Genomic DNA, 13,237 nt, shown 5'->3' on the forward strand with positions numbered 1-13,237 from the left:
TGTATTGAAGTTTTGTGACGCGATGTAAGTGCCCTTGCGAATCATGGGGTTAGGTGAACAGAAATTAACACTCCCCGGGGTTGATCCCGGGAGCCAATGGAAAATCGTCAGATTGCGTGATAATGGCGTGGTCTCCAACAGAAGGTTTGTTTATGTCGAATATGCTGTCTCATAACGTCCACATACTGGGTTCGGTCGCCACGTCTTCCCTCACTACCTGGCGTGGTTGCCTGGTGGTTAAAAACGTCCCGCAGCCGGAAAAGCCCATTGTGCTCTACGACATGGAGGGCTGTCCCTACTGCCGGCGGGTTCGTGAGGCCCTGACGGCCCTGAATCTCGATGTGGAAATCCGGCCCTGTCCGCAGGGTGGTTCGGTTTTCCGGGCCCAGGCGGAGGCACTGGGAGGCAAGCAACAGTTCCCATTACTGGCGGACCAGAACACCGGCACGGTCATGTACGAATCCGAGGAAATCATCGAGTACCTGTTCCGGCAATACGCGGACCGGCCGGTGCCATCCTACTATCGGGGCCGGGTGTGGCAGCCAGTCTTGGGTTCTGTGGCTTCGGTGACCAGCGCCATGCGGGGGCTGCGGGTGAGCCCCGGCAAGCGTCCGGAGCAGCCATTACACCTGTGGAGTTTCGAGGGCAGTCCGTTCTCGCGTTTGGTGCGGGAACGGCTTTGTGAGCTGGAAATTCCCTATACCTTGCACAACCTGGGGAAGGAGCACTGGACGGAAATCGGGCCGGCGAAACAGCGTATCAAGCCAGGGCCCTATACGCCGATTCCCGGTGGCAAGCGGGATGCGTTTTTCCAGGTGCACAAGCGGGTTCAGGTGCCCTATCTTGAAGACCCCAATACTGGCGAAGGCTTATTCGAATCTGCCCGGATTCTTAAGTATCTGGATCGTGAGTACGGGAACTGACTTGTTTGTAAGACTGTCAGCCATGTAGCTGCCGCCCGGGTGGGTCATCCCTTCTCCAGACACGCCGTAAATACTTCCATGTAGGCTCGGTCGGGCCATCCATGGCCCTCCACGGTCTGGAGAAGGGATGACCCACCCGCGCTGCTTGCGCTTTGTGCTATTCGCACTGAAGTTTATGTCAGTGGGGGAGCTGATATGGCGAATTGGATTACTCGAAGGAAGTTTCTTATCAGTTCCGGCCTGGCCGGAATTGCTCTCAAATCCCCGATGCTTTTTGCAAGCACGCGGGGAGCATCCTCGTCATCTCCCATCATGCGCCGGATTCCCGGCACGGACGAATCCATCCCTGCAATCGGCATGGGCACCTGGATTACTTTCAACGTGGGTGGCGACGCGCAACTGGTTCAGCAGCGCACCAGGGTTTTGAAGACCTTCTTCGATCTGGGCGGAACCGTTATTGATGGTTCTCCGATGTATGGCAGTGCTGCGGATGTTATGGGTGAGGCGCTGGATTCTCTGGACGCCCACGACCGGATTTTTGCGGCCACCAAGATCTGGACCGGCGACGAATCAGAAACCCGGTCGGAGGCAGCCCGTTCGAGCAGGCGCTGGGGTGTTGATCAGTTCGATCTGTTGCAGGTCCACAATCTGCTGGGCTGGCAGGGGCATCTTGAAACCCTCAAGGAAATGAAAGCCAACGGTGAGGTCCGGTATATCGGTATCACTACGTCCCATGGTCGCCGGCATCGGGAATTCGCGCAGATCATGGAGCGGGAGCCGCTGGATTTTGTGCAACTGACCTACAACGTTCTGGATCGAGAGGTTGAGGACCGGTTGCTGCCACTGGCCCGGGAACGGGGTATCGGGGTGATCGTTAACCGGCCTTTCCAGGGTGGTTCGCTGTTCCGCAGGTTCCAGTCAAAGCCGCTGCCGGATTGGGCCGGGGAGGCCGGCGTCAATAACTGGGCGGAGTTTTTCCTCAAGTACATTATTTCCCATCCGGCCGTGACCTGTGCCATTCCGGCCACGAGCAAAGTTGAGCATATGAAAGAGAACATGGGTGCGCTGTACGGCAAATTGCCGGATGACGATCTGCGCCAGCGGATGGCGGATTATGTGAGGTCTCTGTGAGTGGCGCGGAATGGCTGAGCTACTCGCTGCAGGATTTCGTGATGTTCGGACCGCAGGTGTTTCTGCGGTTGTTTGTCCGGATCAACCAGGATCTCTGGCCCTGGCAATTGCTGGCGGTGGTTGCTGCTATCGGTATTCCTGTGCTGCTTCTGCGGCAGGGAGACGCGGCAAGGCGTTTGGCTCTTGGGCTGGTGGCGGTTGCCTGGGTAACCAGTGGTTACGGGTTTCTGGTGGGCTATTTCAGCCCCATTAACTGGCCGGCGACGTGGTTTGGTTGGGCTTTTGTCGCCCAGGGCGCATTGCTCGGGGCCGCCCTGTTTTGCGGCGGTGTCCATAAGGGCCGGCTTCCGGTCAGGCAATTTGTCGTACTCTGGCTGGTTGCCGTTTGTGGATTGCCCTTCCTCGCGGTGGCGGATTCCGGTCAGTGGCAGTCGGTCGCGCTGTTCGGCATCGCTCCCGGCACCACCGCTGCGGCAGGAGCCCTGGTCATTGCGCTGGTAACAGGTCCCTGGCGTTGGCTTTACCTGCCGCTGCTGGTGCTGTGGAGTCTGTTCAGCGCAGCCATGTTCTGGGTGCTGCAAACCTGGTGGTTGCTGATCGCTCCGCTGGCTACGCTGCTGCTGGTTGGAGCCGGCTTCTGGCTCAGTCCCAGGCCGGCGCGAAGTCAGGATTAGCAATTCGCTCGTTGCGATCGAGCGCATCAATGGCTCGGACCTCTTCCTCGCTTAACTGAACGTCCAGAGCTTCCAGGTTGGCCTTTTGGTGAGCCGGACGTGTGGAGGAGGGGATGGGTACAACGCCCCTGGAGGCTACCCAGGCGATGGCTACTTGGGCGGGGGTAAGATTTCTTTCACGGGCGATTCGCTGCAGGGTTTCATCTTCCATCACTTTACCAACGGCCAGGGGCATGTAGCCTGTCACAGTGATACCGAGCTTCTGCGCATGCTCCACAACCTTCCGGTTAGCCAGGAAGGGGTGCACTTCAACCTGGTTGGTGAAAATGGGTGTGTCGCCCAGAATCTTTTTCGCCTCATCCATCTGGGCACAGGTAAAGTTGGAAATGCCGATGTGCTCTGCAAGACCCTCGCGTTGGGCGTCTCTCAGGGCACCGAGATATTCTTCCATCGGTACTTCGTCGCCGGGTGATGGCCAGTGAATCAACGCCAGATCTACATGGTCGGTTTTCAGCCTTGCGAGACTGTCGTGGAGGCTGTTGATCAGGTCGCTGGCGTGCAGCTGGTCATGCCAGATCTTGGTGGTCAGGAAAATTTCCCGGCGCGGAATGCCGCTGGAGGTGATGCCATCGCCAACTTCCGCTTCGTTCTCGTACATCTGGGCGGTATCGATATGACGGTAGCCCAGAGACAGGGCACTCTTGACGGCCTCTCGGGCATCATTGCCTTTTAGACGGAACGTTCCCATGCCGATTTTCGGAAGTGCGCTGAATGACATAGTGTCCTCCTTAGCGAATCGTGTGTTTCTAAAGTGGTGCCGGCACACTGGTTCTTCAAGTGGCTCGCGGGTATCATCGCCCGTGAATTAACCCGTGAACCGAAGCATTGAGGCCCGGACGATGTACACCGGTCGTTGCCTGTGTGGCGATATTAGTTTTCAGTATGATGGCCCGCTCGGCCCGGTTGCCCTGTGCCATTGCAGCCAGTGCCGGCGTGCCCATGGCAGCGCGTTTTCAGCCAGCGCACCGGTACAAAAGGTGCGGTTCCGATTCGTGTCCGGGGAAGACAGAATTACCGAGTTCGAATCACGCCCGGGCAAGTACCGGGGATTCTGCAGTCGCTGTGGCAGCCAGCTCTATAGCCGTGTTGATGCGATTCCCGGGATCCTCAGGCTGAGAGTCGGCTGCATCAACGAGCCTTTGGAAAAAGGGCCTTCCCAGCATGTTTTTGTTGGCTCAAAGTCGGACTGGTTCGAGATAACCGACCAACTCCCGCAGTTCGAAAAGACTGAAAGAACCAACGACCCTCACTGAACCGGAACCATCCGGTAAACCTTTCCTCTTGGTGAATCCGTGAGTAGCCAGAGGGCGCCGTCCGGGCCCATGCGCACATCGCGGATCCGTTCGCCGAGATCGGTCAAAAGATCTTCCTCTTCGGTCACTTTGCCGTCCTGAATGCGCAGGCGAACCAGCTTGCGCATTTTTAGCGCCCCGACGAACAGATCCCCCTGCCATTCCGGGAACAGATTCCCGGTATAGAACGCCATGCCTGAGGGCGCGATGGATGGGTCCCAGTAATGCAGTGGCTGGGCCATGCCTTCCTGGCTGGTTTTACTGGTGATGGGTAGGCCAGAGTAGTCGATGCCGTAGGTGATTGTTGGCCAGCCATAGTCCGTTCCGGCACGGATAATATTGATTTCGTCACCACCCCTGGGACCATGCTCGTGGCTCCAGATCTCGCCCGTTTCCGGATGGATAGTCATGCCCTGGATATTTCGGTTGCCGGTTGTGTAAAAGGTGTCGTTGACGCCGGCGGTGCCGAGGAACGGATTGCCGGGAGCAGGAGTGCCGTCGGTCGTAATCCGGTGAACGCCTCCGGCATCGTCTGCGTTGTCCTGGGCGCGATCCATGTCGCCACGGTCGCCAACCGCCACGTACAGGTTACCCTCCCGGTCGAACTCCATCCGGCCGGCGAAGTGGCGGCCGCCGTTGGAGCGAGGCAGGGCTTCAAAAATCACTTCGACGTCGCTGAGGCGATCACCACTTAAACGCGCGCGAACTACCCGGGTAGTCATACCCTCCCGGTTTCTGTGGGCGTAGCTCAGGAACAGCACCTGATTCTGCTTGAAGTCCGGATGCAGAATAATGTCCAGCAATCCTCCCTGCCCGGATACAACGAGGTCCGGTACGCCACTGATGGGCGCCTCCAGCAACGAACCGTTCCGGATCATCCGCAGCCGACCTTCCCGTTCTGTGACCAGCATGGCGCCATCCGGTAAAAATGCCAGGCTCCAGGGGTGTTCCAGATTCTGTGCCACGGTTTCGAGGCGAAAATCCGCTCTATCTGAGGAGAAGGTCTGATTTGCCTGGCTCGAGACAGCGACCAGTAACAGGGTGCCGGTCAGGAGAAGGTGCTTGAGAATACCCATTGGAGCCTCCGTTTTTAACGGTGTCATCAGAACATTCAGAGTAGCAGTTGAAGCCGGCGTCGCCGAGGCATACCCCAGACAGAGAATGTATAGGGCGCCGGGTCAATTACGGATCATTGATCCAGTATTGCAAATAACAATTATTCGCATTAAAGTTGCATAGAGTTGGTTCAGTTCAGAGCGGGAGAAAAGGGAATGGCACCCGAACAGGAAATGATTGAGGGTTTGAAGTTGGCGGCAGGCGCAGGTGTGCTTATTGGCCTTGCGGCCATTGGGCTGGCTTTGTCGACCGCTCTTGGGGCATGAGTGTGGCCAGTCGTTCCTTACGATGCACGCCGCAGGTGCCGCAATAACCGCCTTCCGGCAAGAGATATTTCAGGCAACACCCTCTGCGCTGGGGGATTGCCGTGGCCTGCTCACCGAACACGGCCGGAATCCAGTCGATAAACCGTTTCGCATCGTTCTGAAACTGCTCCAGCCAGCCCTGTGCCAATTGGCAGAGCGCATGGGGCTCTGCCAGGTTCCACACGGCTGAAAAAGGTGCTCCCAATCCCAATCCGATGCTGCTCCAGTAAGCGCCAGGGCTGACGCCCAGCTGGCGTCTGAAAACCGGGTACCATTGTGCGGTTATTTCTCCTACCGACTGGACGAAAGTCCTCTCACCAGCCATTTCCCCGCCTGGCATCTGAAACCAACGGGACGTTGTTTGCGACTGTTGGTCCATGGGGGCCAGGAAGATTCGTTTGGCGTCCGGCAAAGGCGTCTGGCCATCGCGGAACAGTCTGAGAGTCAGCGGCGCAATTACGCTGAGCGCCAGATCCTGCTGCAGCACAGAACACAACGCACGTGCGGCCCGGGTGCCGGTGTTGTCCGGATAGTCGGTGCCAACCTGGTCAAGTAGTAGCGACGGTTGCTCCAGGCACTGGGCCAAAGACAATACGCTGCTGCGCTCGTCTTCGGCAGGTCTCAGCGCCTCATTCAGGACCAATTCCCTGTTCAGTTCTGACTGGCTCAGAAGGTGGTTGTAAAGCCGGGCCCATGGGCCGATCCCGGAGTTGTGGTCAGGCTCTGCCATGGCGACTCAACCCCCAGAGGAAGTACAGGCCGCCGACCAGGGCTGCCAGAAGCCCCGCCGGAAGCTGGTTGGGGTAAACCACAATTCGTGACAGGTAGTCGGCTACTCCCAGCAACAGGCCGCCGGCAAGGGCTGCGACAACGAGCTGCCGTCCAACGGTCTGCTGGCCCAGTACCCGGGCGAGGTGAGGAGCTATGAGGCCCACGAAACTCAGCGGGCCGATCACGACCGTTGCCGACGCAGTCAGTAATGCGGCCAACAGAAGTAAAAGCAGACGCACTTTTGTCACCGGCAAACCCAGTGAGCTGGCCGATGTCTCTCCCAGGGGAAGAATGCTCAGGGGCCGGATGATCACCAGCAGGCCGGCCGAGATCAACACGATGAGCGCCAACAGGCCGATAGCCTCGGCTTCCGAGACCAGCCAGGTGGAGCCGTACATCCAGTTGAGAAGCTGCGAGGCCACGGTGCCACCGGAAGCCATCACCAGGCGAAGGCCAGCGTCCATAAAGACATACAGAGCGAGCCCGCCAAGTAAAAGCTGGTTACCGGCAAATCGGTGCTTGCGAGCCAGCAAGATCAATAAACCCAGAGCCGCTCCAGCGCCGAGCGTGGCTGCACCCAGCTGTCCGCCCCGGCCGACGTCGGCGCCGAACAGGACAATCATGACCATGACCACCGCCGCGCCGCCGCTGATGCCCAGCAGTTCCGGGCTGGCCATGGGGTTGCCTGTCATGCGCTGGATCAATGTTCCAGCTAGGCCGAGGGCCACGCCAGCAAGAATTGCAGCCATGAGCCTGGGGCCGCGCCAGACCCAGGCCTCGTGCCACTGGGTGATCGGAGTCCAGCTCCACTCGGTCAGCCCGGGGGACCAGGCCATGGAGATGCAGATGGTGATCAGAAGGAGCATGGCTAATGCCCCACCGATCACAAGGCTGGAACGTCGCTTCGGCAGGAAGCCGGCGGGGCTGTCGTCCTGCCCGGGCATATGATGGGTATTCTTCAAGCCTTGCAGAGCCAGCAGAATGATCGGCCCGCCGATCAGGGCGGTGGTGGTGCCGGTTGGCACCAGAGACCCGTCACCCCAGGTGGATGCCCAGTGGGCGAGGGTATCGGCCAGCAACAGTAGACCCGCGCCCAGAACACTGCTCCAGATAAGCCGTTCAGACAGGGTGCGGGCCCCCAGCAGTCTCGCCAGTACCGGTGCCGCAAGACCGATAAACGCCACGACGCCGACCCGGCTCACCACAGTGGCACTCATCATTACAACCAGAAACAGGGCCAGGACGCGGATCAGGCCAACCTTGGCGCCAAGGGAGCGGGCGGAGGTTTGCCCCAGTTGCATAACCTGAAGCGGGCGCATCAACAGAATCATGAATACACCCAGCACCAGCACCCGGGGCCAGAGATCCGTGAACGGTTGCCAGTTGTTCTGGACCAGGGAACCGGCGCCCCAGATAAACAGGTTTCCTAGCCACTCTCCCTTGAGCAGCAGGAACGCCATGTTTACTGCGCCCAGGAAAAAGGTGACAACAAGACCGGCCAGGATCACGGTGACTGGTGAAAAGCCCAGGCGCCAGGTGAGTGCGATAACCAGCCCGATGGCCAGAAAGCCACCGGAGACTGCCGCCAGATCCGGGCTAAGAGCCAGCAAGCCGGGGAAGAACAGGGTCGCGACCGTTATGCCGAACTGACCACCGGCTTCAACACCCAGCGTTGTGGGTGAGGCCAGGGGGTTGCCCAGGATCTGCTGGGTAACCGCGCCCGCAAGGCCAAGGCCACAACCAATCAGGACGGCCATGGCGACCCGCGGTGCCCAGCTGAAGTGGGCGAGTACCGACGCGTAATCATCGGCTTCGAACGTCCAGAAGGCGGCGATCAGATCGGCGGCATTGAGTTGGTCAAACCAGGGTACAGCGCTCGCGAGAAAGGCGCCAAACCAGATCAGCGCCGCAGCCACCGGTAACCTTGCTGGCAGGGAGGGGCGACCGACAGGGCTGTTTGCGGATTCAGCGTACATTGTCTGAACCTCCTGCTATCAGGCTGTCGGCCAGTAACGTCGCCAGCCGCTTGACTGGGAAGACGCCTCCGAACGGCCAGACAGGATCGATCTGGTACACCTGATCGCGTTGAACAGGCGGCAGATAGGTCCAGAAAGGGCTGTCTGCCAGGGTGTCGGACAACCCGGGCAGGGTCGGAGCAATGACAACAATCCGGGTGTCCTGATAGGGCGCGAGCGCCTCAAGCCCAGCGACCGAGAAACCCCAATAATTACCGGGCTGGGACCAGGCGTTTTCAAGACCAAGGGCGTCGAGGGCACTCTGATAAAGACCGTTTGGCGCATAAACGCGAACGTGGCGGTCGTCCAGGAAATTCACCAGCGCCACCGGCCGCTCGGTGAGGTTGGCATTCTCAAGACGACGGCGCTGAGTCTGCAGAGTCCGGTTTATGTCGTTGAGAACAGCTGCGGCGCGTTCCTCTCGGTCCAGCATGTCACCCAGAGTGGTGAGCATATCGCTGGCTTTTTCGTAGGGGTTGGAGCCTTTTTTGTAAACACTGACAACGTAGGTTGGCGCAATGCGTTCAAGGAGGTTAGCGGCGGGTGCCATTTCGGAGCTGGTGACGATCAGGTCTGGCTTGAGTTCGGCGATGGCTTCCAGGCTCGGCGCCACCCGGGTACCGATGTTGGCCACGCCCTCGGGAAGTTCTGGTTCCTTGACCCAGACACTGTAGCCGTCGCGATCGGCAACGCCAACTGGAGTCACCCCGAGTAACAACAGCGCCTCTGTCGCTGCCCAGTTCAGTGCAATCACTCGTTGCGGGGTTTTATCCAGGCTGAGCGTGCCTTGCTCATGCTGCCAGGTCTCGGCGCTGGCAAACACTGGCAGCAAACCCACAAGAAGTACACAGCAGAATCGAAACCACGAGACAGGCCTAGTGAACATAGGACACCCACTGGCCGGGCGCCCGCTCCATCACCCCCATGGGTACGCCATAAATGGATTCCAGGATTCCGGAATCCATGATTTCACGGGGGCTACCATCGGCCACAAGCTGCCCGGATTTAAGGGCCACCAGGCGGTCGCAGAATCGTGCCGCAAGATCTACATCGTGCAACACAACGACAACCGTGAGGTCCCTTTGTTCGGCAAGACGATGTACCAGGCGCAGGGTTTCAACCTGATGTTTTACATCCAGGGCCGATATGGGTTCATCAAGAAGCAGGCATCGGGTTTGCTGGGCCAGCAACATGGCAATCCAGGCGCGCTGGCGTTCACCGCCAGATAGTGTGTCCACGGAGCGATGCTGGAGTGCTCTGAGCCCGGTGTCGTCGATAGCCCCGGTAATCAGTTGGTGGTCTTCGTCGTTGTAGCGGCCCAGTGGCCCGCGCCAGGGGTAACGGCCCAGGGCAACCAGCTCGCGAACTGTCAAACCATCAGTGCCCGGGGGATGCTGGGGCAGGTAGCCTACATTGCGGGCAAACTCCCGGGCCCCTGTGTTCCGGAAAGATTTTCCCAGAAGCTGTACTTCGCCAGAAGACGGTACAAGCTGACGGGCAAGCACCTTGAGCAGGGTGGACTTGCCGGAGCCGTTATGCCCGAGCAGGGCGGTCACCTCACCCTCAACGAAACCGAGGTTGAGGTTTTGCAATATGGTGGTGTCGCCAATACGAACACCGAGATTGGAAACGTCAAAAAAAACAGGCATGCAGGCTCCCGGGATTCTGAGGGCCTGCAGGATAATTTAAATGCGAATCACTATCAATATTTATATCGTTAAACGGCAGCCTGGATCTGACCGGTCTGCACTCGCCATTGGTTGGCGTAGGCGCCATCCTGTTCCAGCAGCTCCCGGTGGGTTCCCTGTTCCAGCACTTTGCCGCCTTCAATGACCGCAATGGAGTCTGCGTCAACGATAGTGGAGAGTCGATGGGCGATCATGATGACGGTACGGTTATGGCCAATGCGCTTCAGGGACCGCTGGATGGCGGCCTCTGTTTCGTTGTCCACGGCGCTGGTGGCTTCATCGAGTACCAGTATTGGCGGGTTCTTCAACAGTGCCCGCGCGAGCGACAAGCGTTGCCGCTGTCCTCCCGACAGTCTAATACCGCGTTCACCTACAGGCGTATCCAGACCCTCCGGCAGGGCTTCGATAAAGGACCACGCTTCCGCGGTTTTCGCTGCATCAATGATGTCGGCATCGGTGGCAGCCGGATTCCCGTAAGCCAGGTTTTCCCGGATCGTGCCCTCGAACAGATAGACATCCTGGCTCACCAGCCCGATCGCGCCGCGCAGGGACTTCAGGCTGAGGTCCCGAATGGGTTGGCCATCGATGCGGATTTCACCGTTGCTCGGGTCGTAGAACCGGAGCAGCAACTTGATCAGGGTGGATTTGCCGGAGCCGGTAGCGCCCACCAGTGCGAGGGTGTTGCCGGCTGGCACGGTCAGGCTGATATCCCGGATACCGGCGCCGCTGGAGGGGTAGTGAAAGCTTACCTTGTCCAGCTCAACGTCGCCTTTAACCGGTTCCTCTAGGGCCCTACCGCCCTCATCACGCACGTGCACGGGTTCGGCCAGAAGATCCAGAATCCGGCGTGTGCTTGCCATCGCACGCTCGAACAGGTCAATCACCTCGGCAAGGCCTGTCAGCGGCCAGAGCAGGCGCTGGGTCAGGAATACCAGCACGCCATAGGCACCCACGTTCAGGCTGCCCTCGAGGGCCATCATGCCGCCCACCGTAAAGGTGGCCAGGAAGCCGGCGAGGATAGCCATCCGGATGACAGGAATAAACGCGGAACTGATACGGATGGCTCGGCGATTGGCCTCTACGTAGGCTTCGCTGCTCTCCTTGAGTCGTTTGGCTTCCCGCTGTTCGGCGGTAAAGCTCTTGATGGTGGCAATGCCGCCCAGGTTGTTCGCCAGACGGCTGGACAGGTCGCCCACTTTTTCCCGAACGTCGGCATAAAGCGGCCCGGCTTTGCGCTGGAAATAGAAGGCGCCCCAGATAATCAGGGGAATGGGTGTGAAGGCCAGCAGTGCAATAAGCGGTGAGAGTACGAAGAAGACGGCGCCCACGGCAACGACGGTCACCAGAACCTGAATCATCGCGTTGGCGCCACCATCAAGGAAGCGCTCTAGCTGGTTGACGTCGTCGTTCATGGTGGCCACCAGCTGACCAGAGCTGCGGGCCTCGAAGAAGCTCATGTCGAGGCGCTGGGCATGCTCGTAGGCGTCCTGACGCAGATCCGATTGCAGTCGCTGGGCCAGATTGCGCCAGAGGATCTGGAACAGGTATTCGAACAGGGATTCACCGGCCCAGATAAAGAAGGTGAGTACCGCCAGAATGGTGATCTGTTCCTGAGCGGTTTCAAAGCCCAGGCCTGCCACAAAGCTTTCTTCCTGGTTGACGACCACATCGATGGCGACGCCGATCAGGATTTCCGGGGCAATGTCGAACAGTTTGTTGATGATCGAACAGGTGGTGGCGGCGATGATCTGCCGGCGGTATCCCCGGGCGTATCTCAGCAGGCGGGCCAGGGCAGCAAAACTGCTGGTGGTTTTGTGGCTGTGTGAGGACATACTCCGCTTCTCTCCCGTGAATCGGGCAGGCCGATGGTGAGCCTGCAAACAATAAGGCCGGAAGGGTAGCGGATCTGGTCTGGTTTTAAAACAGAATCATTATCACCTGCGGGCGTTTCTTTGGAGCCAGCGGTCGAGTTTGTCGGCGAATTCCTTGCGGTCGGTCTGGCTGAACGGGGCTGGCCCGCCGGTGACCTGGCCGGCGTTGCGCATTTCTTCCATGAAGTTGCGCATGGCGAGGCGCTGGCGGATGTTTTCTTTGGTGAAGGCCTGGCCCCTGGGGTTGAAGACGTCGGCACCTTTTTCAATGGCCTCTGCGGCCAGTGGTATGTCCTGGGTGATCACCAGGTCGCCCTCCTGCATCTGGTCCATGATTTCGTTGTCGGCGACATCAAAACCGTGGGGGACCTGGCGTCGCTTGATGTAGGGGCTCGGGGGCAGGTTGATGGCGTGGTTGGCGATGAAGGTGGTGTCGATTTGCCAGCGAGTGGCGGCGCGGCAGAGGATTTCCCGGATTGGGACGGGGCAGGCGTCGGCGTCGACCCAGATTGGCATGGTGGTTCCTTCTGTTTGCTTGGTTCTAGGCTGAGTTTACCTTTTGTTGGTATGAGCCTGATAGTTGGTATCCGCGTATTTAGGAGTGTGGTTCGACTTCAGTGGTTGAGGCATTGAGGCCGTCGTTCCAAAAACCGCTACGAGCACATCCATGTGCGCTTGTTTCGGGCCATCCTTGGCCCTCTACATTTTTGGAACGACGGCCCCAATGCCTCTCGCAGACATCCGTGGTTTATCCGCGGCCGCAGCAACCTTTAAGAGAGGTGTTGGAGATGATTTTCCGAATTCTGTTTTCAGGCCTATTAGCCCTTCTGGTTTCGTTAACGACCGTTGCTGCCGATAACAACGAAGAAGCCTGGGACGCTCTGAGAGACGGGCGGGCTGTGCTTATGCTCCGCCATGCACTGGCGCCCGGCACCGGAGACCCGGGCAACTTTGATATTAACGATTGCAGCACCCAGCGGAATCTGAACGACGTCGGTCGGGAACAGGCCCGGGCGTGGAAGCCGTTTCTGGCGGACCATGGGATTACCGAAGCGCGGGTGTTCAGCAGTCAGTGGTGTCGCTGTATGGATACCGCTACAGGAATGAACATGGGTGAGGTGACGGAATGGCCGTCGTTGAATTCGTTTTTCCGGAATCGTGGTGACGGGCCGACTCAGACGCGGCAGACGATTACTCTGGTGAACCAGCTCGAAGAAGGCGCGCCGGTTATTCTTGTGTCCCATCAGGTGAACATCACGGGCCTGACCGGGATTTTCCCGTCGTCGAACGAGGGGGCCATTATCGCCTTGCCTTTGTCGGAAGATCCTACGGTGCTGGCGCGCGTCTCGCCCGGACGTTGATGGTATAATGCTGCGCTCATTTAATTAACA

General features: G+C 59.0%; 13 protein-coding genes. 5 read left to right on the forward strand and 8 right to left on the reverse strand.

Annotation, left to right across the window (positions count from 1 at the left end):
• Positions 1–152 precede the first annotated feature (152 nt).
• The 3 genes from SIC15_RS05715 (at position 153) to SIC15_RS05725 (ending at position 2,728) form a co-directional block, all read left to right on the forward strand.
• A complete protein-coding gene (locus tag SIC15_RS05715; RefSeq protein WP_069184165.1) occupies positions 153–923 on the forward strand; it encodes a glutathione S-transferase N-terminal domain-containing protein in 771 nt (256 codons plus the stop codon).
• A gap of 195 nt (positions 924–1,118) precedes the next feature.
• Positions 1,119–2,054 carry an aldo/keto reductase gene (locus SIC15_RS05720; RefSeq protein ID WP_069184166.1) on the forward strand — a complete coding sequence of 312 codons (936 nt, stop codon included), beginning with the start codon at positions 1,119–1,121 and terminating at the stop codon, positions 2,052–2,054.
• Entirely contained in the window at positions 2,051–2,728 is a 678-nt protein-coding gene (locus SIC15_RS05725) for a DUF6064 family protein (RefSeq protein ID WP_141697223.1), read from the forward strand. Before SIC15_RS05720 ends, SIC15_RS05725 begins: the two co-directional genes overlap by 4 nt.
• Here SIC15_RS05725 and dkgB read toward each other — a convergent pair.
• Positions 2,697–3,506: a 2,5-didehydrogluconate reductase DkgB gene (gene dkgB / locus SIC15_RS05730; protein ID WP_069184168.1), complete on the reverse strand. Its 810-nt coding sequence runs from the start codon at positions 3,504–3,506 to the stop codon at positions 2,697–2,699. The genes SIC15_RS05725 and dkgB overlap by 32 nt on opposite strands.
• 121 nt (positions 3,507–3,627) lie before the next feature.
• On the opposite strand from dkgB, the gene SIC15_RS05735 reads away from it, so the two are divergent.
• Positions 3,628–4,041 carry a GFA family protein gene (locus SIC15_RS05735; RefSeq protein WP_069184169.1) on the forward strand — a complete coding sequence of 138 codons (414 nt, stop codon included), beginning with the start codon at positions 3,628–3,630 and terminating at the stop codon, positions 4,039–4,041.
• On the opposite strand, the gene SIC15_RS05740 is transcribed toward SIC15_RS05735, so the two are convergent.
• From SIC15_RS05740 to SIC15_RS05770, 7 genes are all read right to left on the reverse strand, one after another.
• Complete coding sequence (locus SIC15_RS05740; protein WP_069184170.1) at positions 4,035–5,156, reverse strand: PQQ-dependent sugar dehydrogenase; 1,122 nt, start codon at positions 5,154–5,156, stop codon at positions 4,035–4,037. The two genes, SIC15_RS05735 and SIC15_RS05740, sit on opposite strands and share 7 nt — an antisense overlap.
• A gap of 253 nt (positions 5,157–5,409) precedes the next feature.
• On the reverse strand, positions 5,410–6,231 hold the full coding sequence (locus SIC15_RS05745; RefSeq protein ID WP_412537252.1) for a (2Fe-2S)-binding protein: 822 nt from the start codon (positions 6,229–6,231) through the stop codon (positions 5,410–5,412).
• Positions 6,218–8,248: a Fe(3+)-hydroxamate ABC transporter permease FhuB gene (gene fhuB, locus SIC15_RS05750; RefSeq protein WP_069184172.1), complete on the reverse strand. Its 2,031-nt coding sequence runs from the start codon at positions 8,246–8,248 to the stop codon at positions 6,218–6,220. Before fhuB ends, SIC15_RS05745 begins: the two co-directional genes overlap by 14 nt.
• Positions 8,238–9,110 (reverse strand): ABC transporter substrate-binding protein, encoded by an 873-nt coding sequence (locus tag SIC15_RS05755; RefSeq protein WP_227514559.1) that lies wholly within the window; start codon positions 9,108–9,110, stop codon positions 8,238–8,240. The genes fhuB and SIC15_RS05755 overlap by 11 nt, the downstream gene beginning before the upstream one ends.
• A 52-nt stretch (positions 9,111–9,162) precedes the next feature.
• Positions 9,163–9,936 (reverse strand): ABC transporter ATP-binding protein, encoded by a 774-nt coding sequence (locus SIC15_RS05760; RefSeq protein ID WP_069184174.1) that lies wholly within the window; start codon positions 9,934–9,936, stop codon positions 9,163–9,165.
• A gap of 68 nt (positions 9,937–10,004) precedes the next feature.
• Positions 10,005–11,807: an ABC transporter ATP-binding protein gene (locus SIC15_RS05765; protein ID WP_069184175.1), complete on the reverse strand. Its 1,803-nt coding sequence runs from the start codon at positions 11,805–11,807 to the stop codon at positions 10,005–10,007.
• 102 nt (positions 11,808–11,909) lie between these two features.
• Positions 11,910–12,362 carry a YaiI/YqxD family protein gene (locus SIC15_RS05770; RefSeq protein ID WP_069184176.1) on the reverse strand — a complete coding sequence of 151 codons (453 nt, stop codon included), beginning with the start codon at positions 12,360–12,362 and terminating at the stop codon, positions 11,910–11,912.
• Between the two features lie 272 nt (positions 12,363–12,634).
• Between SIC15_RS05770 and SIC15_RS05775 the strand changes: the two genes are divergently transcribed.
• On the forward strand, positions 12,635–13,207 hold the full coding sequence (locus SIC15_RS05775; protein WP_412537253.1) for a histidine phosphatase family protein: 573 nt from the start codon (positions 12,635–12,637) through the stop codon (positions 13,205–13,207).
• Positions 13,208–13,237: the final 30 nt, after the last annotated feature.

The organism is Marinobacter sp. MIT932201 (assembly GCF_047123295.1).
In the GTDB taxonomy this organism is placed as follows: domain Bacteria; phylum Pseudomonadota; class Gammaproteobacteria; order Pseudomonadales; family Oleiphilaceae; genus Marinobacter; species Marinobacter salsuginis.